This window comes from Bradyrhizobium iriomotense (genome assembly GCF_030160715.1).
In the GTDB taxonomy this organism is placed as follows: Bacteria; Pseudomonadota; Alphaproteobacteria; order Rhizobiales; family Xanthobacteraceae; genus Bradyrhizobium; species Bradyrhizobium iriomotense.
On the sequence record NZ_BSOW01000016.1, the window covers coordinates 157,270 to 179,240 of the forward strand.

Sequence of the window (21,971 nt, forward strand, 5' to 3'; positions counted from 1 at the left end):
AAAAAACCTAATATTTTCAGCATGGTATGCAACGACATTACCATACGGTTATGCGTCTTTGCCACTTTTTCCATTCCGGCCGAGTGTTGTTCGTCACTAAGCTGACACGTGGCCACAAGGCGCGGGGCCACGACGTCCCCTCATGCGATCACGGAGAGCACCATGTCGATGACGCTCGCAGCGTCCGTCGAGACCCCATCCAGATTCCGCCTGATCGCCGCCGTGTCGATCGGCAATGCGCTGGAATATTTTGATCTCACCCTGTTCACGTTTTTTGCCGTGACGATCGGCAAGCTGGTGTTCCCGACGCAAGCGCCGGGGACGCAAATCCTCCTCTCACTTGGAATCTACGGCACCGGCTATTGCGCCCGGCCGATCGGCGGTCTCGTCATCGGCGCGTATGGGGACCGGCGTGGCCGCAAGGCGGCGGTCAACCTGACGCTGGTCCTGATGGCGCTCGGGACCGCCATGATCGGTCTGACACCAACGTACGAGCAGGCCGGGCTGCTGGCACCGTTCGTCGTGCTGGCGGGGCGGCTGCTCCAGGGGTTCTCGGCCGGTGGCGAGACCGGCGCATCGACGACGCTGCTGGCCGAATCCGCGCCAGCCAACGAACGCGGCTTTTTCGCCAGCTGGCAATCCGCGAGCCAGGGACTTGCGGTCATGCTCGGTGCCGGCGTGGTGTGGCTTCTCAGCGTCAGCCTGTCACCCGAGATCATGACGAGTTGGGGCTGGCGCATTCCCTTCCTGTGCGGCATCGGAATTGTGCCGGTCGGACTCTATCTCCGGCGCGCGGTGGAAGAGACACTCGAGCCCGCAACGGCGAGGGCCACCGCGCCGCATAATCCCGTGGGAGATGTGGTCCGGCTGCATTGGTCGAGCGTCCTGTGGGCGCTGCTGGGAATGCTTGGCGCCAACGCGTCCTATGTCATTCTCAACCTCTATATGCCGACCTACGGCGTGCGCGAGCTCGGCCTGTCGCCGGCCAGCACCTCGGCAGCGGCGATGGTCGGCGGCGCCTGCATGCTGCTGTTCTCGCCGATCGGCGGCGTGCTGACCGATCGCTTCGGCCGCAAGACCTTCCTGGTGCTGTCGCGCGTGCTGGTCATCGTTCTCACCTATCCCGCATTCCTGCTGCTGACGGCCGCGCCGAGCACCGCGGGATTGCTGCTGATCATCGCCGTGATGAGTGCGATACAAGGGCTCGGCAGCGGCTTCTTCATCGCACTCACCGAAAATTTCCCGAAGAACGTTCGTGTCACCGGCTTCTCGTCGGTCTACGCGCTCGGGGTGATGCTGAGCGGCGGCTTCGGCCAGCTGATCGTGACGTGGCTGATCGAGGTGACCGGCAGCAAGCTCGCTCCCGCGTTCTACGTCATCGCAATTGGCGCCGCCTCGCTCATCGGCATCCTGAATCTCAACTATCGAACCGGCCGCGAGGAGACGGGCGCATGAACGACAGTCGTGACATCTGGCAACTGGTCGACGACCGGCAGCAGGCCTTCGTCGCCCTCAGCGACCGGATCTGGGCGATGCCCGAGATCTGCTACACCGAGACGCGCTCCGCCGCCGAGCACGCCACCGAGCTAGAGCAGCACGGCTTCAAGGTCATGCGGGGCGTCGCCGGAATTCCGACCGCCCTGATCGGCGAGGCCGGCGAAGGCGGTCCCGTCATTGCGATCCTCGGCGAATACGACGCGCTGCCGGGCCTCAGCCAGCAGGCCGGTATCGCCGAGCCGCGCCCGATCGAATTCGGCGGCAACGGTCACGGCTGCGGCCACAACCTGCTCGGCGCCGGCGCCATGCTTGCGGCCGTTGCGGTGAGGGACTGGCTCGCTCGCCAAGGTCTGCCCGGTCGTGTCAGGTACTATGGCTGCCCGGCCGAGGAAGGCGGTGCGGCGAAGACCTTCATGGTGCGCGACGGAGCCTTTGACGACGTCGACGTCGCGATCTCCTGGCACCCGTCGAGCTTCTGCGAAGTGATGCCGGCGGCATCGCTCGCCAATACGCGCATCGACTTCACGTTCACGGGCCGGGCCGCCCATGCAGCGGTCGCGCCGCATCTCGGTCGCAGCGCGCTTGATGCCGTCGAGCTGATGAATATCGGCGTGAACTACATGCGCGAGCACATGCCGAGCGACGCGCGCATTCATTATGCCATGCTCGATTCCGGCGGCATCGCTCCCAACGTGGTGCAGGCAACGGCCAAGGTGCGCTACGCGGTGCGGGCGCGCGATCTCATCGGCATGCGCGAACTGCTGGAGCGGGTCCGCAAGGTCGCGCAAGGCGCGGCACTGATGACGGAGACCTCGGTTGCGGTACAAGTCGTCAGCGCGGTGTCGAACCTGCTCGGCAACGATCCGCTGGAACGTGCGATGGCCGATGTGTTCCAGCAGCTAGGTCCGCCGCCCTTCGACGAGGCCGATCGCGGCTTTGCCCGGAAGATCCAGGCCACGCTGTCGGAGCAGGATTTCGACTTCGTCTATCGCTCGGTAGGCCAACCGCGTGGCGATGCGGCGCTGTGCGAGCAGGTCGTGCCGCTGGACGCACCGCGCGAACCGTTGATGGGTTCGACCGATGTGGGCGACGTCAGTTGGGCGGTGCCGACCGTGCAGGCCTCCGGCGCGACCGTGGCCATCGGCACCCCGTTCCACTCCTGGCAACTGGTGGCACAGGGCAAGATGCCAGCTGCGCACAAGGGCATGGTGCACGTCGCCAAGGTCATGGCGGCAACGGCGTGCAAGGTGTTGGCAGATCCTGCGCTGCTGGCAGCGGCCAAGGCCAATCATGCCGCGCGCACCTCGCGTCATCCCTACCAGTGCCCGATTCCGCCCGAGATCGCTCCTCCGCTCGATATGGCGCGCGCATAGACGGCTATTCGCCATGATCTCGTGCGGCGTCGCACTGGCTTTCGCCAGCGCGGTTGTCGATCGGGGTGCGATGCTCGTTCTTTGGTTGGCGAAAGTGCGCTAGACCGGCGCGGATTATCGGTTCATGCGATTAGTGCGATTGTAATCGCTTCAAGTCGGCAACGGCGGCACGATACTCCCGAAACGACCTTGGGCATCCATCGCGCGCAGATGCAAACTCCTTCTGGGCCGAGGCTGAGTCTTTGGTCTTGAGCTGTACTATCCCGCTGTAAAAGTGAGCCTCGCAGATTTGATCTGCATTTTTGGCTACGGCCAAGGCTGCGGCAGGAGTGATCCGGCCCACAAGCAATTCTCCGATCGATTTTGGCCAGTCCTTGAGTCGGCCTTTGTCGAGCGCAGCGGATAGCACGATGCCGGCATCGGCAGATCCTCCCTGCGTCCGAGCCACCGATCCCCAAATCTGACTGTAGCCTTCCGGATCGGAAAATCCTGCCGCTTGGTCGTAGTCCAAGGCAGCGTCCCTGAAATTGCCTCTCAGATAGTACGCATCCGCCCGGGCGACGTAGTAGTCCGTCGTGATGCGATTGGCCTCCGGACGTTCTACCGCCTGGTCTTTCGCGAAGGCGGTGTTCTTGTCGGCTCCAAGCTTGATCGCCTCGGTGAAATCCTGGATCGCTTCGTCCAGCCCGTCCTGGGACATGTAAATCTGCCCGCGACTGAAGCGGCTTGCGGCACTGGCGGGATCGAGGTTGATGGCTTCGGTCAACGATGCAATCGCACCGGTGAGGTCGCCCTTTTGGGCAAGGGCAAGCCCTAGTTCGTGATGCGCGTAGTTGTTCTTTGGATTGAGCCTGATTGCTTCGGAGAAGTCGGCTTGGGCCGCATCGATGTTACCGAGGGCAAAGTTTCCGAAACCGCGCTTCAGCGAAGCCATGGATCGCGCGCCGAGGGGCAGTCCAGCGTCCTGCGAGAGGTTGGTGCAGGCTGCGATCATGCGCGGCAGGTCGGCGCTTTCTTGACAGTTTCTTAGATCTTGCGGATCGACTGCGGAGGCGTCCGCTGCCGAGAGGACGATAAAGGCGGCTGCAATGATTGCCTTGCAGCCGCGGCGTAAGCGTGGAGTTGAAGTTGCAAACATTCTCGCCCCCTTAAGCAACAACACCTATGGGTCACCCCGAGAGTGACCAATGCCAGTTTAGGTGTCGCCGACATATGTTGCAACTCATGAACGAACGCCGGAGCTTTCGCACTGAGCAGTTCGATCGGGCGGGGCCACCACCGAAGGTCGCTAATCTGAAATGCGAAATCGCTGACCTTGGTTTGCCAAGGGTTGAAGTTTTACTTGATCGCCAATTGCTCACAGTCCCCATCCGTTCCGCATCTACCGCAGCACTCATCCACTGATTCACAGCGCCTGAAGCGCTTTGCGGGACGGCGCGATCGGCAGCCATTCCGGGATGCGGCGCTTGGCGAGCCAATAGGGCCGCCAAAGCGAGAGCCACGCGGCGCGGTCGAGCGGTGTCGTGCCCCAGCGACGCTGTCCCGTGTTGATCTGCAACAGGTCATGCGTCTGGAGCCACTGCCGTGCGGCCCACCAGAGTTCGCGCGGTGCCTTGGTGTTTCCGGCGCCTTCCAGCTCGATGATGTTCGGCAAGGGATCACGATGCTGGCAGCCGATCCTGAGCGTGGCGAGGCGCTCGCCATTCTGACGGATGCTCCAGAGCCGCGAGCGGTTGTGAGCCAGGTTGGCGCCGTAGGTCCTGAGGCAGTTCCGCATGGCGTCCGCCTCCTCGATGATGGCTGAGACTGAGTCCAAGGGAACGAAGTCATAGCCTGCCAACTGGCCAGCCCGGAGCCACATGTCGGCAATCGGCTCGTGACCAAGGTTCACGTGCAACGCAATCATCGTGATCCAGTCATCCGCGGCCGTCAGGGCCGCGGCCATGCCCATGTCGGGCGTCCAGGGCCGCCTGATCAGCTCATGTCCGAACGTCACCGATTGCACGGAAAACCAAGCCCACAAAGAGATGAGCCGCAGTCGTGCCGGGTTTACGCGCCGCGGCTCACGGACAAGCTCGCGCGCGATCCATAGCGCCGCCGGCTCATGCGCGAGGGAGGCGACGTCAGTCACGACCCGGAGCCAGGTCGGCGCGAGCTTTGGCGAGCGCGGAAAATGGTTCGCGATCTGGCGGCGAAACAGCTCGCCATCAGGCAATTTCGCGATCGGACCTGCGAAAGCCTCCGGCGGCAGCTTGCGCAGCCAGAACGGCAGATCGGCGGCCGCGGCCGCCTCCGCAAGGCTGCGCCCGTCGATGACGCATGCGAGCGCGCGCGCGGGGTCGAACGCCGGCCGCGGCACGGCCAGCGCGAACAGCAGCGCAGGAAAGCTCGCGGCGAGGTCCGCGATGCGCGCGTGCCGCATCGCCTGCGCATGCACCGCACCCCGGAAGCGAGGATGATATCTGCGCAGCCGACGCTCGAACACGTCGGTACGCACGGCCTCCCGGCGGGAGGCCAGCAACCAGTTCAGAGTCATGACAACAATTCCGCTCGTGCGGTGCCGAAGCCCGCAGGCAGGTTCGATCAAATTGAGGGCTTGGAATCTCGCCCGGGATTCTGGTCCCGGGGCTACGCGTCAAGTATCGCGTGTCGAACCCGGGAAGCGCGCAAGTACAAACATCGTCGCCTCCAGCAATGGAATTGGTGCGCACGCCAATAGCTTGTTTCCCGGCAAGACGCAACTCGAACCTGCATCAGGCTCGCTGGCCATCGCCATGGGTGCGACGTGCTGCTGAAGACCGTGTAGTTGGGCGCGATGCGCGCTTCACTCCTCCACCGCCAACCCATCGCCATGCACATACCAGTCCGCGCGCGACGACCATTGCGCATGCCGATCGGGCGTCGCACCCAGCGGCTCGTCCAACGCGCCGGCATGGATGATCGCCTCGCGGCCGCTTCTTGTGAGATGCGGCATCGGGCTGCCGCAGATCTTGCAGAAGGCGGTCGCGAAGCTTCGCGCCGTCGGCAGGTCGTAGCGCGCGACGTATGCTTCTCCGCGCAGCCATCGCAGTGCGGAGGCCTTTACGATTACCTCGCAGGAATGCGCGGTGCCGGTCACCTTCCGGCAGCGCGAGCAGTGGCAGTTCAGGAAGCGATCGAACGGGCCTTCGACCTCGAAGGCGACTTCGCCGCAGAGGCAGCTTCCCTTGAACGCAGCCATTATGGTCTCCTCATTCCCATCCTAGCCCGCTTTGGCCGCAAGGCCTTGCAGCGCGTAAAGCCAGCCCAGCAGCGTTGCGACCGAGAGCAGCGTCGTGATCGAGACCGTGGCTGCGACCAGCGCATGCTCGACCTTGTAGGCGCCGGCCAGGATGTAGGCCGTCTTCGCCGTCGGCACGGCGGCGCAGATGACGGCGGCAATCGTGTAGAAGGGGTTGAGGCTAGAGGCCACGCACAGTGCGTATACGAGCAGCGGCATGAGCACGAGCTTGACGGCCGCGAGCACGAGCGACGCCTTGAGGTTCGCGCGCACGCCTTCGATCGAGAGGCCGAGACCGATGGCGAAGAGGGCACACGGCGTCAGCGCGTCCGCGAAGATGTTCAGATAGGCCTTGAGCGGAGCAGGAATCGGCAGGCCCGTGATCGCCCAGGCAAGGCCGATCAGGGTCGAGAGCACCATCGGGTTGAACACGATCTGCTTCACGAGCGCAAAGGGGGCTGCCGCGCCCGGTGCGCCGCGGCCGCTACTCTCCAGCAGGATGACGGTCACCGGGAACATCACCGCGGCGACGAACACGGTCGCGATGGCGGCGGGCAGGACGGCGGGCTGTCCGTAGATCGAGTGCAGGACCGGCAGCGCCACGAAGCCGGTATTGGTCATCGCTGCCGTCATGCCCTGCATCGTGCTGGAGGCGAGGTCATGTCCCAGGGCGAAGCGAACGGCGAGAAAGACCAGCGCGAAACACAGCATCGACCCGCCGCCGAAGGCGAACAGGAAGCGCCATTCCAGCAGGTTGCTCGCCGGCTCCTGCGCGATGGTGACGACCAGCAGCGCCGGCATCGCCACGTTATAGGCGAAATGCACGAGGCCGTCGGCCAACGACCGCGAGATGTAGCCGAGCCAACCGGCGAGCCAGCCCGTGACGATGATGGCGAATACGGGAAGGACGAGGCCGGCGACTTGCATCCTGGTTCCCCCTTGGCCGATGCGCTGATCAGCCTCATCATGTCACCTCGGGGCATGCGACCCGGGGTTGTTGAGGCTATACTAGATCAGAATCCGGATCAGCTGCCAGGAAACCGCATGTGGGGTCCGCTCAGCCGGCGTGATGCGTTGTTGCAGACTGTGGGGCTTGCGGCCGCAGGCATGGCCGCTTCCGTCCCTGTGCCCGGCCGGGCGGCATCGTCGCTGGCGCCGCTCCGCAGCCGGGAAATCGACGGCGCATTGTCAGCCGGCGTCAGCGCGCAAAAGATTCCCGGCGTGGTGGCGATGGCGGCGAACGAGCAGTCGGTGCTCTATGAGGGCGCCTTCGGCTTGCGCAACGGCGATGCGGCCTCGCGCATGTCGACTGACACGATCTTCCGTATCGCCTCGATGGTCAAATTGCTGACATCGGTCGCGGCATTGCAACTCGTGGAGCAGGGCAGGCTGCATCTGGACGAGCCGGCCGCCAATATCGATCCGGCGCTGGCTGAAATTCAGGTGCTCGCCGGTTTCGATGCGAAGGGGGCCCCGCAGCTGCATCCTCCCGTGAGGCCGCTGACGCTGCGGCATCTGTTGTCGCATACCTCCGGCTTCAGCTATCTGCTCTGGGATCCGAAGGTCGGTCGCTATCTGAAGTTCGCGCGCGGCAAGAAGAACCTGCCGCGCATGCCGCTGATGTTCGAGCCTGGCGCAAGATGGGCCTATGGCGGCAGTCTCGACCGCGTCGGCCGGATGGTGGAGATCGCGAGCGGCGAGCCGCTCGAACGCTATTTCCGCGACCACATCACGGGTCCGCTCGGCATGAACGACACCGTCGTCGCGCTCGACGACGCGCAGCGCGCGCGAGAGGCCAGCCTGTTCGTGCGGGATGCCCAGGGCAAGCTTCTGGTCCAGCCGCTGGAAAAGCAGGTTGCGCCCAAAGTATTCTTGGGTGGAGGCGGCATCTATTCCACTGCGTCCGATTATCTGACCCTGCTACAGGTGCTGCTCAACGGCGGAGTCTTGCGCGGCAATCGCATCCTTCAGCCTGCGACGGTTGCGCTGATGTCCGAAAACCAGATCGGCAATCTCGAGGCCGGCATCCTCAAGACGACCAATCCGGCCCTCTCGAATGACGTGAACTTCTTTCCGGGCACCCATCTGCGATGGGGGCTCGGCAATATGATCAACCTCGATCCCGTCCCGGATGGCCGCAGCGCCGGCAGCTTGACCTGGGCCGGCCTGTTCAACACCTATTACTGGATCGATCCGGCGAAGCGCCTCGCGGGCGTCATCATGATGCAGATCCTGCCCTTCGCGGACCGCGAAGCCCTGAACGCCTATCGCCAATTCGAGCACGGAGTTTACCGCGCATTGCGGCAGTCCTGATCTTTTACAGCGCGGCAAGCTTGCGGCATCATCTGCGAGTGCGATCGCGCTTTGCGCTCATCTCGAGGTCAATCATGTCTGCCAAGACTCCATCTGCCCCCGCCGACGCAACCTCACGCCGGGCGGCCAAGCCGACCGTCGTCTATCCCGCAGGTTCAATGCCAAGGCCCGACATGGCCATCCTGGAGTCTGCGCGGCAGACGATGGTCAAGACGCAGGAGATTGTGGTGCCGCCGCGCGATGCCCGCGCATTTCGCGTCGCGCGCGGCCAGTTCTTCCGCATTGTCAGCATCGAGGGCCCGCAGGTCGGCGACCTCAATCTCTGGAACGCTCACGATCTCTCCGAGCGCTTCTTCAGCGGAAAGACGCGCGCGCTTCACGCAACGCATGTCGGTACCGGCGACCGGCTCTGGAGCACCATGCCGCAGCTGAGGCCGATGGCGACCATCAGCCATGACACGCTCGGCTGGTACGGTTTCGACGCGGATGGCGCCGGCATCCACGACGTCATCGGCACGCGCTGTGATCCCTATACGAACCTGCTGCTGAGCGGCACGTCCTACGATTTCTGCTGCCACTCCAACCTGTCCCGGGCGCTGGCCGCCGAACTGAAGACGGACGCGCGTGCTGTCGAGCAACACGTCCACGACGTGCTCAATGTCTTCATGTGCACCGGCTTCACGGCGGATACGCACCAGTATTTCATGAAGGCCAGTCCCGTCCGTCCCGGCGACTTTATCGAGCTCTTCGCGGAGATCGATCTGCTCGGCGCGCTGTCGGCGTGCCCCGGCGGCGATTGCAGCGCGACGCATTCAAGCGATGTCGCGGCCTGTCATCCGCTCAAGATCGAAATCTTCGAGCCGGACCGGACGACACTCGGCACCTGGAGCTGGCCGTCGCCGAGTACCTATCGCCGCAGCCACGGCGCGCCCGGTAACCCCTGACCGCCGGGAACCAAAGCCGCTGTATGCGCGTCATTCCGAGTTCCCGTGGCCCTGCCGACGACCGGAGGCCGGAGACAACCAGAAGGGTGGATACCATGAGAGCGCTCTTCGTCACCGCTTTGCTCACCGTAACCGTTGCCGGCGTTGGTCTTGCCGCCGCCGCTGACGGATGTGGCCCCGGTTGCCACGCCACCATCTTCGGGGCCTGCGTCGCCGATGGATGGGGAAGCAGCGCGCCCGTCCGGAACGAATGCCCCGCGGGGGCGCAGCCCCGGCCGCCCTGTCCATCCGGCTACACCTGGAGCCCGCGTAAACGCGCCTGCTTCGCCAGCTACTAGGCCTGTCCCCTTTTGAAACGAAGGTTGGCGTTTCCGAGCGCGCAGCCCGAAGGGATGCGCGCGTTCGTGAAGGTGCGGTTTATCGTCGCGGGTGTGAACGGCCTCACACGACCTCAACGGGTATCGCGCATAGGCTGAACGCGCGGGGAGGGATGTATGCCCGGACGCGATGATCCGGGCCGGATACGACCAGGAGAAGCGTGATGCGTATCGTCAGGATCCTCGGACTGCTCGTCGTGATTTCGGCAACGAGCTGCAGCCTCGCGCCGGTGTTCGCCTGTCCCGTGGGCTATGTCCCGTGCGGGTCGGCTTGCTGCCCCGGCCGATAGACAGGCTCACGAACATCCAGGGCGGGAGGTAGTCATGCGCACCATGACGAAGTTTGCGCTCGCGGCGACGGTGGCGACCGTGGCCGTTCCGTTGGCGCTGTACTACTGGGATATGTCCGGCAGCGAGGATCCGCTGGGCGACACCTTGCGCACCTACGGCTTCGTGCCGATCAATCCGCCGTCCAATCTCATGGAGGTCGGGTCGCTCTACTATGTCGATCCCGAGGTGAAGGAATTCAAGGCGATCTGCCACGCCGACAAGGCGGACCTCGATGGCACGGTCGTATCGTCGCGCAGCTGGGAGATGCAGGAAAACCTGGAACGCAACGGACGCTTCAACACCGGCGTGAAGATCGATCTCGGCTGGGTCGTCAGCGGCAGCGCGGACAAGGACTACGTCGTGAAGGTGCGCGCCTCGCTGAACGACGTCATGATCGAGGAAATTCCGCTCGGTGCGAACTTGCAGATCTTCACCAAGCTGATGAGCAAGCCGCAATGCAACGAGGTGGCCATGCAGTATCTCCATGGCGGAGGCTATGTGTGCCAGGGGCAGAAGATCCTGCAGGCGACCGCCGAATACAAGCTTGATAGGGACACGCAGGACAAGCTCGCCGCGAACGCAAAGGCCTCGTCGAACGAAATCAAGAGCCTCGTGAAGCTTGCGGTCGAATCCCAGAGCGACCAGAGTGTCGTCGACAAGGGAGGGCGCCTGTTCGCGGGCGCGGCATTGAAATACGGCGTCTCGATGAATCCCCGCTGCATCGCGCCCCCGGACGGCCGCTTCTGGCGCGTTCTGCCGCGAACGCCGCTCGACCGGGCGAAGAACTTCCTGCTGTTCAACGTCGTCGAGCCGATCCTGCCGCACAAGCCGGAAAGCGTGCAACTGGCGGCGCAGGAGACGCCCGCGGCGGAGAGGGCGAAGTAAGGATGGCGTGCAACGAAAGCACGTTCGCCGTCAACCAGGTCCGCATCGCGGATTCGGACCGGTCATTCCACCCCTCAACCACAGTTGAACTTTTCAATCTGGAATTGATACATATTGGCGATCGGCGGATTTGATCGCGGTCGGACGAACTGCCCCGTTTTGAAGAAATTCTGGGCAAAGTTCGACAGAGCGACGTGAAGGCCCGGAAATCAGCTTCATCTGCGAAGAGGCTGACGGGCTGAGCTGGGCGCACCAGGAGAACGGCTTCGAGAGCCGCTTCGTCGACGTCCTGTCTTATCGGTTGGAAGTGCGCGAATGGCGATCCATCGACCGAAATTGCCGTTGCCCAGCGACCCGCCGGACGCGCTGATCCGCGCCTTCGCGTCCTTCAACCTGATCGGCCGCTCGCCTGCCTTCATCGAGATGCTTCGCTTCATCTGCCGCTACGCCGATTGCGACGCGCCGATCCTGATCCAGGGCGAGACCGGAACCGGCAAGGAACTGGTCGCACGCGCGTTGCATTATCTGAGCGGGCGTTCGGCCCACGCCTTCATTCCCGTCAATTGCGGGGGCCTGCCGGATTCGCTCGTCGAGAGCGAGTTGTTCGGCCATGAGCGCGGCGCCTTCACCGATGCCCACGCCGCGCAAAAGGGATTGGTCGCGCAGGCCGCCGGCGGCACGCTTCTGCTCGACGAGATCGACAGCCTGTCGCAGAAGGCGCAGGTCACGCTGCTGCGCTTCCTCCAGGACCGCCAGTATCGTCCTGTCGGCGGCGAGCGGCAGATCAAGGCCGATGTGCGCGTCGTCGCCGCCACCAATGCCGATCTCGCCATGGAAGCGCGGGCCGGGCGGTTCCGGCAGGATCTCTACTATCGCCTCGACGTGGTGTCGCTCCGGATGCCGCCGCTGCGGCAGCGTGACAGCGATGTGGTCGATCTCGCCGAGCATCTGCTCGGCCGCTTCGCCCAGCAGCATGGCCGGCCGCGGAAGCATCTGCATCCCGATACCGCGGCGTGGCTGCCGTTCTACGCCTGGCCGGGCAATGTGCGCGAGCTGGAAAACCTGATGCTGCGCGAGTTCCTGCGCGCCGATGGCGACATGGTGTCGATCGAGCCGATGGTGGAGGCGCTACCGGCACTACGCGCCCGCGAGACCCCCAAGGGCCAGACCTTCAAGCTCGCCAAGGCCTGCGCGGTCGCGGAGTTCGAGCGCAGCTATCTCAACGAAATGCTCGCCCGCACCAGCGGCAACATCTCGCTCGCCGCGCGGCTTGCGAAGAAGGATCGCGGTGCGTTCAACAAGCTCGTCAAGAAGCACGGCCTCGACATGGTGAGCTTCCGCAGCCCTGCCCGCTGAGCTCCTTCGCTCATCTCCTCCGTTCCACGATGACATCCCGCAAGGCGCGCGATCGCGTGCGCGCGGCATCCGCATGTCATCGTCTCCTCACGCACGACCTGAGTCATTTCCTCCACACCGGGTCGGAAATGCCTCATCGCAACGCGCGCGGATGGCGAGGCGGTGCGACGCAATGCATGAGGCAAAAAGAAATCACGCGTGCGCAAATTCCTCAATGAATCCTGCGCGCGCGTCGCTGGCACGGCGCGTGCACCGGGCTGCGTGGAATCCGCGAGAGGTTCCGATCGTGGCCGGTCCCGACGAGCAGATCATGCTGATGGCTAATCTGATCGAGCGCTATTTGAGCGAGCATCCGGAGGCTGGCGACACGGTCGACGGCATCCAGCAATGGTGGCTCGAGGGCCATGGCGGTTCGCTCGACCAGTTGCAGCAGGCACTCGACTATCTCGTCGAGAACGTTCGCCTGTCGCGCATCGTGCTCGCCGACGGCACCGTGATCTATGCCCGCGCCGGCCCGTCCGGCTGACTGCCGCCGCGTCCGCAACACACGCCCATGAAGGCAACAGCCGTGAGGAGAGTTGAATGGTCCAGGTGAGCTATCCCGGTGTCTACATTCAGGAGCTTCCGAGCGGCGTGCACACCATCACGGGCGTCGCCACCTCGATCACCGCCTTCATCGGCCGCGCGCCGCGCGGCGACGTCAACGAGCCGGTCGAGATCTTCGGCTTCGGCGACTATGTCCGCATCTTCGGTGGCCTGTCGCTCGACAGCTCGATGTCCTACGCGGTCCAGCAGTTCTTCCAGAACGGCGGCTCCGATGCGCTGATCGTCCGCGTCTATCACAAGCCGGCCGTCGGCGACGGCGTCGCGACGCTGACATTGCCAGGCGGCGGTGTAGCCGCGCAGGGAACGCTCACGCTTGTCAGCAATCCGATCGATGGCGATACGATGACTATCGGCGCCAAGGTCTACACGTTCGATGATCCCGCCGCGATCGCCGCGCAAGGCAAGCTGACGCTTGCCGCCAATCCCGCCGATGGCGAGACGATGACGATTGGCAGCAAGACCTACACCTTCCAGGCGGTGTTGACCGATGTCGATGGCAACATCGCAATCGGCGCCACCCTTGTGGCAACGCAGGCCAACATCGTCGGAGCGATCAACCTGACCGGCAATGCCGGCGTCGACTACGCCGCCTCGACGACGGTGAATCCCGATGTCTCGGCCGGGTCGTTTGCAGCCAACGACATGGTGCTCACCGCCAAGGCTGCCGGGGCGGCAGGCAACGGCATCGCGACAACGGCGACCTTCGCGGCGGCCGGCAACCATTTCGACGCAGCGACGATCGGCACCACGCGGCACGGTGCGGACTCCGGCGTGGACAATGTAGACGGTCATACCGTCATCGGCGCCAGCCTCGCCGACACACAGGCCAATGTCGCCGCCGCGATAAATCGCACTGGCGTTCCAGGCACGCAATACGCTGCGGCCACGACCATTCATCCGACGGTCTCAGCCGGTGCCTTTGCGGGCAACAACCTGACGCTGACCGCCAAGACGGTGGGCATCGCCGGCAACAGCATCGCCACGACGGAGACCTTCGCCGCAGCCGGCAACGTGTTCGACGCGGCGGCACTCGGCACGACGCGGGCCGGTGTCGATTCCGGCGCGAGCGGACCTGTCTTGGTCGCGGCCAGCCCGGGCGCGTGGGGCAATAATTTGCGCGCCACCGTCGATCTGCAGACCCGGGATCCTGCCGATCCCAACCTGTTCAATCTCGTGATCAACGAAGTCGATCCGACGCTTGCGGCGACCGCGCCGCCGGTTCGGACCGAGAAATTCCTCAACGTCTCGATCTCGAGCGCCTCGCCGCAATTCGTCGACAAGGTGCTGGCGGGCCGGTCGGACCTCGTGCGTGTCGGCACCACGTCGGCAACGCGGTCCGATCCGCTTGCTGCCGGCGTGTTCACCAATGGCGACGACGGCGCGGCGATCGACGATGACGACATCTCTCACCCCAATCTCGAAGGCGCCAAGGAGGGGCTTTGGGCGCTGGAGAAGGCCGACCTGTTCAACCTGCTGTGCATTCCGCCGCTCACCCTCGACGATGGCGATGACATCAGCGGGCAGACGCGCTCGGCGGCGGACGCCTATTGCACGAAGCGGCGCGCGCTGTTCCTCGTCGATCCCCTGTCCGACTGGGACAAGCCTTCGGATCTCACGGCGCCGACCGGCGTCGACGGTTCGATCTTCGGCCTCGCACGCAGCCCGAACTCGGCGCTGTTCTTCCCTCGGATCATCTCGCCCGATCCGCTCCGCGACAGCCAGCTTGAACCATTCGCGCCTTGCGGTGTGATGGCCGGCGTGATGGCGCGCACCGACGCTTCGCGCGGCGTATGGAAGGCGCCGGCTGGAATCGAGGCGACGTTGAGCGGGGTGTCCGACCTGACCGTCAACATGACCGACGGCGAGAACGGGCAGCTCAATCCGCTTGGCATCAACTGCCTGCGCTCGTTCCCGGTGATCGGCCGCGTGAGCTGGGGCGCGCGCACACTCGAGGGCGCCGACCAACTGGCATCGGAATGGAAGTACATCCCGATCCGCAGGCTCGCGCTGATGATCGAGGAATCGCTGTTCCGCGGCACCAAATGGGTCGTGTTCGAGCCGAATGACGAACCGCTATGGGCCAACATCAGGCTCAACGTCGGCGCCTACATGATGTCGCTGTTCCGCCAGGGCGCGTTCCAGGGCACGAGCCCGAAGGACGCGTTCTTCGTCAAATGCGACGCCGAGACCACGACGCAGAACGACCGCGACAACGGCATCGTCAACATCATCGTCGGCTTCGCGCCGCTGAAGCCCGCGGAATTCGTCGTCATCGGCATCCAGCAGATCGCTGGCCAACTCTGAGCACCGGAGCGACTAACCCATGGCCAATACCGGTTTCGTCGTCAACGCCACGCGCGTCGACCCCTACAAGAACTTCAAATTCCGCGTCCTGTGGGACGGCAAGCCGGTGCTCGGCATCTCCAAGGTGGGCTCGCTCAAGCGCACTACCGAGGTCGTCAAGCACCGCAGCGGCGGCGAGAACAGCTACGATCACAAATCCCCGGGCCGCAGCAGCTATGACGCGATTACGCTCGAGCGCGGCATCACCCACGATCTCGAATTCGAGAAATGGGCCAACAAGGTCCACTCGTTCCAGGGCGACCCGGCGATGGATCTCAACGGCTACAAGAAGGACCTCACCCTCGAGGTGATGAACGAGAAGGGGCAGGTGGCGCTGCGCTACCACATGTTCAACTGCTGGGTCAGCGAATTCGCCGCAGTGCCCGATCTGGACGCCAACGCCAATGCGGTTGCGATCGAGCATATCAAGGTCGAGCTCGAAGGCTGGCAGCGCGACGAAGCGACCACCGAGCCCGACCAGTCGCAGTGAGAAAGCCTGGAACAGTCCGATGGAAGCCGGGCATGGATCATCTCAGCAAAGCCTGGACGTCACCGGTCAAGCGCGCCCACCGGGGCGCCAGCACAGGATGCGGGCCTTCGGCCTTGCCGGCGGCGACCTCGACATTCGCCTCGACGACGCCGACCGCCCCGCGGTGGTCACGTCCGTGCTTGCGGTGTGTCTCGACGGTATTGCCGATCGCGAGGCTGCGGCCCGCGCGGTCTGGGCGTGGACGCTCGCGGAGCGTCTCCAGGGACTGATCGCGGTCGTGCTTGCGGGCGGCGCGACCAACCCGCCCTGGCAGACGCGATGTGCGCATTGCAAGGTGGCGATCGAGATCGATGTTCCACTCGAGGCGTTCGCCGCGCCGCCGCGTCAGCACGCCATCACCTGCCGGTCTCTCGACGGACATCTGGTCACGGCGCGCCTGCCGCGTGGCGATGACGCGCGTGCCTGGCACGCAAACGCAAGCGATGCGTGCGCGATCGCGACGATGCTTGTCGAGGATGTCGACGGCGAGACACCGGCGCCGGGCTGGCGGCTGCCGCCGGACTGGCTCGGTCCGCTGGCCGACGCGCTCGCCGAGGTCGATCCGCTGACCGTGCTGCAATTGCAGGCGCTATGTCCGGGCTGCGGCCACGCCAACGTCATCGATTTCGATCTGGAAGGTTGGCTGCTCGGTCTGTGCTCTGTGGAGCAGCAGCACCTCATCGACGACGTGCACAGGCTCGCCGGCGCCTATCACTGGAGCGAAGCTGCGATCGCTGCGCTGCCGCCATGGCGGCGCCGCGCCTATCTTGCCCGCATCGACCGGGAGACGGTGGCATGACCTATTTCAGCCGTCTCGCACAACGTGTCGGCTCCGTGGCATCGCCGCGCGCAGCCGCGGCGGCGAATGCGATCGTTGGCGCTGCTTCCCTAGAGTCGATCGTCGAGCTGCCGGCCGCCGGCGCGCCGGCGACGAACACGCAGATGGCCGCAAGTTCGGTGGGCGCGCGCGCCGAACCAACGGAAGCGGCCGCGTCCGCAAACCAGCCAAGCCAATATGATGACCGCGTCGCGCCGGACAAAGACTCGCGCGATGTCGCGCGAGAGACGATAGCGCCCGCGCCGCGTGAGTGGACGGCGATGGAGTTTCCGGCTTCATCCGAAGCGCGGGAGATCGTGCACGAGGTCTCGTCGATGAAGATGGACCTGATCGCATCCGACGCGCCTCGATCGCCGGCGGAAGCCGCGACCGCGTCGCGCGGACGACCATCGCGGCTGGCCGTCGTCGAATCTGCCATCGCCGAGAAGTCTGGTCTCGAGGTGCTGCCACGCACCCAATCCCGCGCGGCACCTGACGGGCCGGGCGAGGCCGCGGCGCGGATGCACCTGTCACGGCCGGGTTCTGTGCAGGCGAGCAAGGAAGGCGTCGAGGCGTCCCTGTCGCGCGCGCCGGATGCACGCAGCCGCGACGATCGCGATGGGTCGGCACGGCGGCCTGATCGCGCGATCGCAGCAGCGCCCCGTGGATCCGCCGTGCGCGATCGCTCCGTCGAGGTCCGCATCGGTGTCGTGACGCTCGAAGTTCATGCGCCGCCGCAGGCTGCCGCGCCGCAAGCACCGGCGCGCGCCAGCTTCGCGCCGCATCGTCATTATCTGCGGACGTGGTGACGCCATGCCGCTCGTCGACAGCCAGGGAGCGATCGGTGCGGTGAGCGGCCTGCTGCAGGAACAGATCAGCGCGCGCCTCAGTAGCATGGCCGTCTCGGTCGGGCGGCCGGAAGAGGCGGCGAAGAGCAACGGGCCGCGTCTCAATCTGTTTCTCTATCGCATCGGCTTCGACGCCTCCTTACGCAACCTGCCGCTCGATCCGGGTCAACAACCGCCGATCTGGCTCGTGCTGTATTATTTGTTGACGGCGTTTGACGGTCAAAAAGAGAGCGACAGCACGGATGCGCATACCCTGTTCGGGCGGGGAATCCTGGCGCTACAGGAACTGAACTTCCTGCGTCCGACGACCAAGGAGCTGGCGCAGAACCCGGAGTCGCTGAAGATCACCTTCGACGAAGCCGACGTCGAGCTGCTGTCCAAGCTGATGCAGGGCTCCGACGAGAAGTACCGCGTCTCGGCGGCGTTCCAGATCCGCCCCGTGATGATCATGGGCGACCAGCCGTCGTCCTATGCGCCGCTGGTGAAGACGGTCGGGCCGCCGCTGCCGAACCCGCCGCCCTATGACCAGACCGGCGTCTGGGTGCTGCCCAATCTCGGGCCGCGCCTCGAGACGATCGTGCCCGCGCGCACGACACTTCCCGTCACGTTGACGCTCGATGGCAACGACCTGGGCGAGGTCGATCAGGTGCAGGTCGGCCCGTTGACGCTTGCCGCAAGCCCGGCGCCGGGAGGCGACGTGACCGCGACGATTTCAGCCGCAGCTACGCTCTCCGCCGGCGCCTACCCCGTGATCGTAAGCCGTCCCTTCGCCAGTCACACCATCAGCAGCAACGTGCTGCTGCTGCATGTTCTGCCTGAGCTCGCCACAGCGACGCCAAGCGGGCTCACGGCCGTCTCTGCCTCCGACCCGCGCCTGTTTGGTCATCTCAGTCTCACGGGGACCCGTCTCGGCGGCCCCGGCGATTCGATCTTCATTGCCTTCTTCGGCGATGGCGATTCTGCGACGATGTTCGAGGCGCCGGGGACAGCAACCCAGGATGCCCTCGACATCGACGTGCCCATTGCAAAAGCGCTCGATCCCGGAACCTATCGCATCATCCTGCGCGTCAACGGCGAGCAGGCTGACGATGCCATCGCGGTGAACTGGTCATGACCGCGATCGCTGCAGTCCCGAGAGCCGTACTGCTCAATCCCGATCTCGGCGTTGCCGATGCCGGTGTCGCGTGGTGGCTCGATCAAGTGACGCTACGGCTGCGCCGCGAAGTGGCGTGGTGCTGGCATCTGCGCGGCGAGGGCAGGCCGTCGGCGGGCGGCATGCCCCCCTTCGCCGATTCTGCTGCCGAGAGCCTCGATCTGACGCGCTACATCGGTGACAAGCGCGCCTTCTTCGCCACCGACGTCGCGGCGCGGCATCTCAGCGAGCGGCTCGCCGGCGCGGCACGTCCGGCGGCGTCACAGGCAAGCGGGAGCTGGGACTGGATTGCGCGGCAAGCCGGTCTCGATGACGCCGCGCAGTTCGTGCTTGCGCTCGCGCTGGCGGCGCGTCTCGACGCCGCGCTTGGTCCGGTCTTCGCGTGCTGCCACAACGATCCGTCGCGCACCTGCCCGACGCTCGCGCTGGCGCAGCGCCTGTGGGACGAGCCGCGCGCGGTGACGGCTTGCGCCGATCCAGCACATCCGCTGCGGCGCTACGGTCTTCTCAGTGGTGCCATCGATGGCCATGACACGACCGACTGGATGCAGCCGCTCGATCTGTCGCCGATGCTCGTCGGCGCGCTCGCCGATCCCGCAAGCTGCGGGCCGGCCGGCCTTGTTCCGGTCAGCGCGGCGGGCAGGCGGCTCCCCGACACGGCCCTTGGCCTCGTGGCGCGCCTCGCGACAGAGCCACCGTCGGCACTGCAAATCGTTGCGCTGGCGGGATCGCGGGGCGCCGACATTGCCGGATGGGCCGCAGCGCTTGCAGCATCGCATGGACGGCGTGTCGTCACGCTCGCGGCTCATCTGCCGCCCGATCGCGCGCATGTGCAGGCCGTGCTGGCACTGTGCTGGCTCCGTGACGTCGACCTGGTCGTCCCTGACGGTTGGCAGAGCCGTGGTCACGCGGCGACATCCGAGTGCTGGTTCGCCGCCAGCCTGTCGCAGCCGGTGCGCTGCTACGTGGCCGTCGGCGACGGCATGGCGGAGCCGCCTGCAAGCCACATCTTGCCGACGCTTCGTCTTCCAGCGCCCGACTATGCCGACCGCGTCGCGCAACTCACCGCGGCGCTCGGCTCGCGTGCGGCGGCACTCGACGGGACGGTGCGGGAGGCCGCCCGGCGCTTCCGGCTCGACGATCGCCCGCTCGCCAATGTCGCGCACATGCTGCGCGCACGGCCGGGACCCCTGAGCGCGACCGAACTGATCGCGCTGTGCCGTGCCGAGGCGGGCGGCCGCATGGGCGCGTTGACGCAGCCCGTGGTGCCGCGCTTCACGCTGGATGAGCTGGTGCTGCCGAAGCAACAGGCCGCGCAGCTTCAGACCATCGCCGATGCGATGCGCGCCTTGACCCGCGTGCACTATGAATGGGGCACGGCGCGGGTCTGGAACGAGAGCGGACTCTCCGTTTTGTTCTGCGGTTCGTCCGGCACCGGCAAGACCATGGCTGCGGAGGCGCTGGCACAGGCGCTGAACCTGCCGCTCTACCGCATCGACCTGTCCCAGGTGGTCAACAAATATATCGGCGAGACCGAGAAGAACCTCGCGCGCATCTTCGATGCCGCCGAGGAGAGCGACAGCATCCTGTTCTTCGACGAAGCCGACGCGCTGTTCGGCAAGCGCACCGACGTCAGGGATGCCCATGATCGCTTCGCCAATATCGAGATCAGCTACCTGCTGGAGCGGATGGAGCGCTTCAAGGGCCTGGCGATCCTCGCCACCAACCGCCGCAAGGATCTCGACGACGCCTTCACGCGCCGCCTGCGCTACGTCGTCGAGTTTCCGCTGCCGGGGCTGGCCGAGCGCGAGCGCATCTGGCGCCAGGTATTCCCGGGAGGTGTCGACGTCGGCGATCTCGATTTTGGCTTCCTGGCCGGTCAATTCGAGCTTGCCGGCGGGCATATCCGTTCCGCGGCCTTCAACGCCTGTCTCAGCCGCGCCGCAAAGGACAGCGACGCGCGGCTCACCATGGCCGACGTCCTCGTCGCAATCCGGCGCGAGCTCGACAAGCTCGATCGCATCTCAACCCCCGGGCAGTTCGGCCGCTACGCGGATCTCGTGAGGGACACATGAGCACGATCGACATCGACCGCATCGAATTGACACTGTTCGGTGTCTCGCCGGCGGCGGCGCAATCGGCCGCGACGGAGCTCGAAGCGCTGTTGCGCCAGCGGCTCGCGGGATGGCGTCCGGACATCGCGGGCACCGCGCCCGTTGCTCTCGGCAACCTGGATCTCGGCCGTGTCGACGCCGCCGCGCGGCTCGACGCACCGGCGCTCGCGACGTTGATCGCCGACCGCCTGATCGCCCAGCTCGACCGGGCGTTCGCTCGTCCGACCGCTGCAACGGAGGACGTGTGATGGCCCTGTTGATGCGCGGAGCCCTGGTCGAGTACAGCGGTGCCTTTCTGGGACCGATCCCGAACATCGTGATCTTCCAGTTCAACCCAGAGAAACTCTCGCGCACGATCAACATTCCGCCGCCACCCGCGATCACCCCGACCTCGCGCAAGCAGAAGACGGAAACCGGCAAGGCCTCGGCACCGCCGACCGAGAGCATCAGCGTGACGGCGCAGTTCTCCGCCGCCGACGATCTCGGTCGCGGCGATGCGCTGTCCGTCGTGCCGCGGCTGTTCGGCATCGCGCCGCAACTCGCGGCGCTGGAGAAGATGGTCTACCCGCCGAAGACGCCGGGCGGCCTCATCGGCGCGGCGATCGATGCCGTCGGCGCGGCCTTGGGCGGCGGCGCGCAAGCCGCCACCCGCAGCGTGCCGCGCGAAAAAGTGCCGACACTGCTCTTCATCTGGGGGCCGACCCGCGTGCTGCCGGTGACGCTCAAGACGATGTCGATCACGGAGCAGCAATTCGATTTCCTGCTCAACCCGGTACAGGCCGAGGTCAGCCTCGGCCTCGAAGTGGCGAGCGCGCCGCCGTCCAAGGATGTCGTGGCCAACGGTGCGCTCACCTACACCAACCTGATCAAGGATACGCAGGCAACGCTCAACCTGGCGAAGGCGGCCGTGCTCGCCGTCGACATCATCCCGTTCTAGAGGCATCAATGTTTTTGAAGAACTCCCGTTATTATGGCCTCCCCACCGTGATCGCGCACGACCGCAGCGGCGACGAGGTCGTTGCCGTGAAGCTGCGCCGCCTGCCCGCGGTCGTGGGCGATCCCTTCACCGTGCAGGGGCACGACCGCCTCGACGTCATCTGCGACCTGCAATACGGCGATGCCACGCGCTACTGGCACATCGCCGACGCCAACACCGAATTCGAGGCGGACGAGCTCGTTCGCGTCGCCGGACGCGTCATTGCGGTCCCCAAGAGTTGAGAACCCGGG

The 21,971-nt window shown here is 65.4% G+C and carries 21 protein-coding genes; 17 read left to right on the top strand and 4 right to left on the bottom strand.

All coding sequences use genetic code 11. The features are described from left to right. Positions 1-162 precede the first annotated feature (162 nt). Together QQL28_RS23390 and QQL28_RS23395 are read left to right on the top strand one after the other, a co-directional pair. Positions 163-1,455, top strand: coding sequence for an MFS transporter (locus QQL28_RS23390; protein WP_284269031.1), 1,293 nt, complete (start codon positions 163-165; stop codon positions 1,453-1,455). Beyond that, positions 1,452-2,870 (top strand): M20 family metallopeptidase, encoded by a 1,419-nt coding sequence (locus QQL28_RS23395; RefSeq protein ID WP_284269032.1) that lies wholly within the window; start codon positions 1,452-1,454, stop codon positions 2,868-2,870. The genes QQL28_RS23390 and QQL28_RS23395 overlap by 4 nt, the downstream gene beginning before the upstream one ends. Before the next feature lie 130 nt (positions 2,871-3,000). On the opposite strand, the gene QQL28_RS23400 is transcribed toward QQL28_RS23395, so the two are convergent. From QQL28_RS23400 to QQL28_RS23415, 4 genes are all read right to left on the bottom strand, one after another. Further along, complete coding sequence (locus tag QQL28_RS23400) at positions 3,001-4,008, bottom strand: tetratricopeptide repeat protein (RefSeq protein ID WP_284269033.1); 1,008 nt, start codon at positions 4,006-4,008, stop codon at positions 3,001-3,003. A gap of 267 nt (positions 4,009-4,275) precedes the next feature. Next, on the bottom strand, positions 4,276-5,406 hold the full coding sequence (locus QQL28_RS23405; RefSeq protein WP_284269034.1) for a hypothetical protein: 1,131 nt from the start codon (positions 5,404-5,406) through the stop codon (positions 4,276-4,278). A gap of 288 nt (positions 5,407-5,694) precedes the next feature. Further along, positions 5,695-6,090 carry a GFA family protein gene (locus tag QQL28_RS23410; protein WP_284269035.1) on the bottom strand — a complete coding sequence of 132 codons (396 nt, stop codon included), beginning with the start codon at positions 6,088-6,090 and terminating at the stop codon, positions 5,695-5,697. A 21-nt stretch (positions 6,091-6,111) separates the two neighbouring features. Beyond that, positions 6,112-7,056, bottom strand: coding sequence for an AEC family transporter (locus QQL28_RS23415; protein WP_284269036.1), 945 nt, complete (start codon positions 7,054-7,056; stop codon positions 6,112-6,114). A 117-nt stretch (positions 7,057-7,173) separates the two neighbouring features. Here QQL28_RS23415 and QQL28_RS23420 point away from each other — a divergent pair, with 117 nt between their 5' ends. The 15 genes from QQL28_RS23420 to QQL28_RS23485 all read left to right on the top strand — a co-directional run bounded on the left by QQL28_RS23420 (position 7,174) and on the right by QQL28_RS23485 (position 21,962). Then, a complete protein-coding gene (locus tag QQL28_RS23420) occupies positions 7,174-8,442 on the top strand; it encodes a serine hydrolase domain-containing protein (protein WP_284269037.1) in 1,269 nt (422 codons plus the stop codon). Between the two features lie 74 nt (positions 8,443-8,516). Next, complete coding sequence (locus tag QQL28_RS23425; protein WP_284269038.1) at positions 8,517-9,386, top strand: urea carboxylase-associated family protein; 870 nt, start codon at positions 8,517-8,519, stop codon at positions 9,384-9,386. Between the two features lie 95 nt (positions 9,387-9,481). Continuing rightward, complete coding sequence (locus QQL28_RS46185) at positions 9,482-9,724, top strand: GCG_CRPN prefix-to-repeats domain-containing protein (RefSeq protein WP_431309635.1); 243 nt, start codon at positions 9,482-9,484, stop codon at positions 9,722-9,724. A gap of 363 nt (positions 9,725-10,087) precedes the next feature. Continuing rightward, positions 10,088-10,978, top strand: a complete 891-nt coding sequence (locus QQL28_RS23430; protein ID WP_284269039.1) for a hypothetical protein — start codon at positions 10,088-10,090, stop codon at positions 10,976-10,978. Between the two features lie 315 nt (positions 10,979-11,293). Further along, a complete protein-coding gene (locus QQL28_RS23435) occupies positions 11,294-12,334 on the top strand; it encodes a sigma-54 interaction domain-containing protein (RefSeq protein ID WP_284269040.1) in 1,041 nt (346 codons plus the stop codon). A gap of 214 nt (positions 12,335-12,548) precedes the next feature. Beyond that, positions 12,549-12,860, top strand: coding sequence for a hypothetical protein (locus QQL28_RS23440; RefSeq protein WP_284269041.1), 312 nt, complete (start codon positions 12,549-12,551; stop codon positions 12,858-12,860). A gap of 56 nt (positions 12,861-12,916) precedes the next feature. Beyond that, positions 12,917-15,244: a phage tail sheath C-terminal domain-containing protein gene (locus QQL28_RS23445; RefSeq protein ID WP_284269042.1), complete on the top strand. Its 2,328-nt coding sequence runs from the start codon at positions 12,917-12,919 to the stop codon at positions 15,242-15,244. A 19-nt stretch (positions 15,245-15,263) separates the two neighbouring features. Further along, positions 15,264-15,773 carry a phage tail protein gene (locus QQL28_RS23450; RefSeq protein WP_284269043.1) on the top strand — a complete coding sequence of 170 codons (510 nt, stop codon included), beginning with the start codon at positions 15,264-15,266 and terminating at the stop codon, positions 15,771-15,773. A 19-nt stretch (positions 15,774-15,792) separates the two neighbouring features. Next, the gene (locus QQL28_RS23455; protein WP_284269044.1) at positions 15,793-16,611 is read left to right on the top strand and encodes a hypothetical protein; all 819 of its coding nucleotides are present in this window, start codon (positions 15,793-15,795) and stop codon (positions 16,609-16,611) included. Beyond that, on the top strand, positions 16,608-17,438 hold the full coding sequence (locus QQL28_RS23460) for a hypothetical protein (RefSeq protein WP_284269045.1): 831 nt from the start codon (positions 16,608-16,610) through the stop codon (positions 17,436-17,438). The genes QQL28_RS23455 and QQL28_RS23460 overlap by 4 nt, the downstream gene beginning before the upstream one ends. 4 nt (positions 17,439-17,442) lie before the next feature. Then, positions 17,443-18,591 carry a Pvc16 family protein gene (locus QQL28_RS23465; protein WP_284269062.1) on the top strand — a complete coding sequence of 383 codons (1,149 nt, stop codon included), beginning with the start codon at positions 17,443-17,445 and terminating at the stop codon, positions 18,589-18,591. Continuing rightward, entirely contained in the window at positions 18,588-20,705 is a 2,118-nt protein-coding gene (locus QQL28_RS23470) for an ATP-binding protein (protein WP_284269064.1), read from the top strand. The genes QQL28_RS23465 and QQL28_RS23470 overlap by 4 nt, the downstream gene beginning before the upstream one ends. Next, the gene (locus QQL28_RS23475; RefSeq protein ID WP_284269066.1) at positions 20,702-20,992 is read left to right on the top strand and encodes a hypothetical protein; all 291 of its coding nucleotides are present in this window, start codon (positions 20,702-20,704) and stop codon (positions 20,990-20,992) included. Before QQL28_RS23470 ends, QQL28_RS23475 begins: the two co-directional genes overlap by 4 nt. Beyond that, positions 20,992-21,681 carry a hypothetical protein gene (locus QQL28_RS23480; protein WP_284269068.1) on the top strand — a complete coding sequence of 230 codons (690 nt, stop codon included), beginning with the start codon at positions 20,992-20,994 and terminating at the stop codon, positions 21,679-21,681. Before QQL28_RS23475 ends, QQL28_RS23480 begins: the two co-directional genes overlap by 1 nt. Positions 21,682-21,689: 8 nt before the next feature. Continuing rightward, entirely contained in the window at positions 21,690-21,962 is a 273-nt protein-coding gene (locus tag QQL28_RS23485) for a LysM peptidoglycan-binding domain-containing protein (protein ID WP_284269070.1), read from the top strand. Positions 21,963-21,971: the final 9 nt, after the last annotated feature.

Bases quoted from the DNA above. Each gene is read 5' to 3' on its own strand.
- QQL28_RS23395 (WP_284269032.1), top strand. From the start codon at position 1,452: ATGAACGACAGTCGTGACATCTGGCAACTGGTCGACGACCGGCAGCAG.
- QQL28_RS23470 (WP_284269064.1), top strand. From the start codon at position 18,588: ATGACCGCGATCGCTGCAGTCCCGAGAGCCGTACTGCTCAATCCCGAT.
- QQL28_RS23485 (WP_284269070.1), top strand. From the start codon at position 21,690: ATGTTTTTGAAGAACTCCCGTTATTATGGCCTCCCCACCGTGATCGCG.
- QQL28_RS23435 (WP_284269040.1), top strand. From the start codon at position 11,294: ATGGCGATCCATCGACCGAAATTGCCGTTGCCCAGCGACCCGCCGGAC.
- QQL28_RS46185 (WP_431309635.1), top strand. From the start codon at position 9,482: ATGAGAGCGCTCTTCGTCACCGCTTTGCTCACCGTAACCGTTGCCGGC.
- QQL28_RS23480 (WP_284269068.1), top strand. From the start codon at position 20,992: ATGGCCCTGTTGATGCGCGGAGCCCTGGTCGAGTACAGCGGTGCCTTT.
- QQL28_RS23475 (WP_284269066.1), top strand. From the start codon at position 20,702: ATGAGCACGATCGACATCGACCGCATCGAATTGACACTGTTCGGTGTC.
- QQL28_RS23430 (WP_284269039.1), top strand. From the start codon at position 10,088: ATGCGCACCATGACGAAGTTTGCGCTCGCGGCGACGGTGGCGACCGTG.
- QQL28_RS23415 (WP_284269036.1), bottom strand. From the start codon at position 7,056: ATGCAAGTCGCCGGCCTCGTCCTTCCCGTATTCGCCATCATCGTCACG.
- QQL28_RS23425 (WP_284269038.1), top strand. From the start codon at position 8,517: ATGTCTGCCAAGACTCCATCTGCCCCCGCCGACGCAACCTCACGCCGG.
- QQL28_RS23455 (WP_284269044.1), top strand. From the start codon at position 15,793: ATGGAAGCCGGGCATGGATCATCTCAGCAAAGCCTGGACGTCACCGGT.
- QQL28_RS23400 (WP_284269033.1), bottom strand. From the start codon at position 4,008: ATGTTTGCAACTTCAACTCCACGCTTACGCCGCGGCTGCAAGGCAATC.
- QQL28_RS23440 (WP_284269041.1), top strand. From the start codon at position 12,549: ATGAATCCTGCGCGCGCGTCGCTGGCACGGCGCGTGCACCGGGCTGCG.
- QQL28_RS23445 (WP_284269042.1), top strand. From the start codon at position 12,917: ATGGTCCAGGTGAGCTATCCCGGTGTCTACATTCAGGAGCTTCCGAGC.
- QQL28_RS23420 (WP_284269037.1), top strand. From the start codon at position 7,174: ATGTGGGGTCCGCTCAGCCGGCGTGATGCGTTGTTGCAGACTGTGGGG.
- QQL28_RS23405 (WP_284269034.1), bottom strand. From the start codon at position 5,406: ATGACTCTGAACTGGTTGCTGGCCTCCCGCCGGGAGGCCGTGCGTACC.
- QQL28_RS23460 (WP_284269045.1), top strand. From the start codon at position 16,608: ATGACCTATTTCAGCCGTCTCGCACAACGTGTCGGCTCCGTGGCATCG.
- QQL28_RS23465 (WP_284269062.1), top strand. From the start codon at position 17,443: ATGCCGCTCGTCGACAGCCAGGGAGCGATCGGTGCGGTGAGCGGCCTG.
- QQL28_RS23390 (WP_284269031.1), top strand. From the start codon at position 163: ATGTCGATGACGCTCGCAGCGTCCGTCGAGACCCCATCCAGATTCCGC.
- QQL28_RS23450 (WP_284269043.1), top strand. From the start codon at position 15,264: ATGGCCAATACCGGTTTCGTCGTCAACGCCACGCGCGTCGACCCCTAC.
- QQL28_RS23410 (WP_284269035.1), bottom strand. From the start codon at position 6,090: ATGGCTGCGTTCAAGGGAAGCTGCCTCTGCGGCGAAGTCGCCTTCGAG.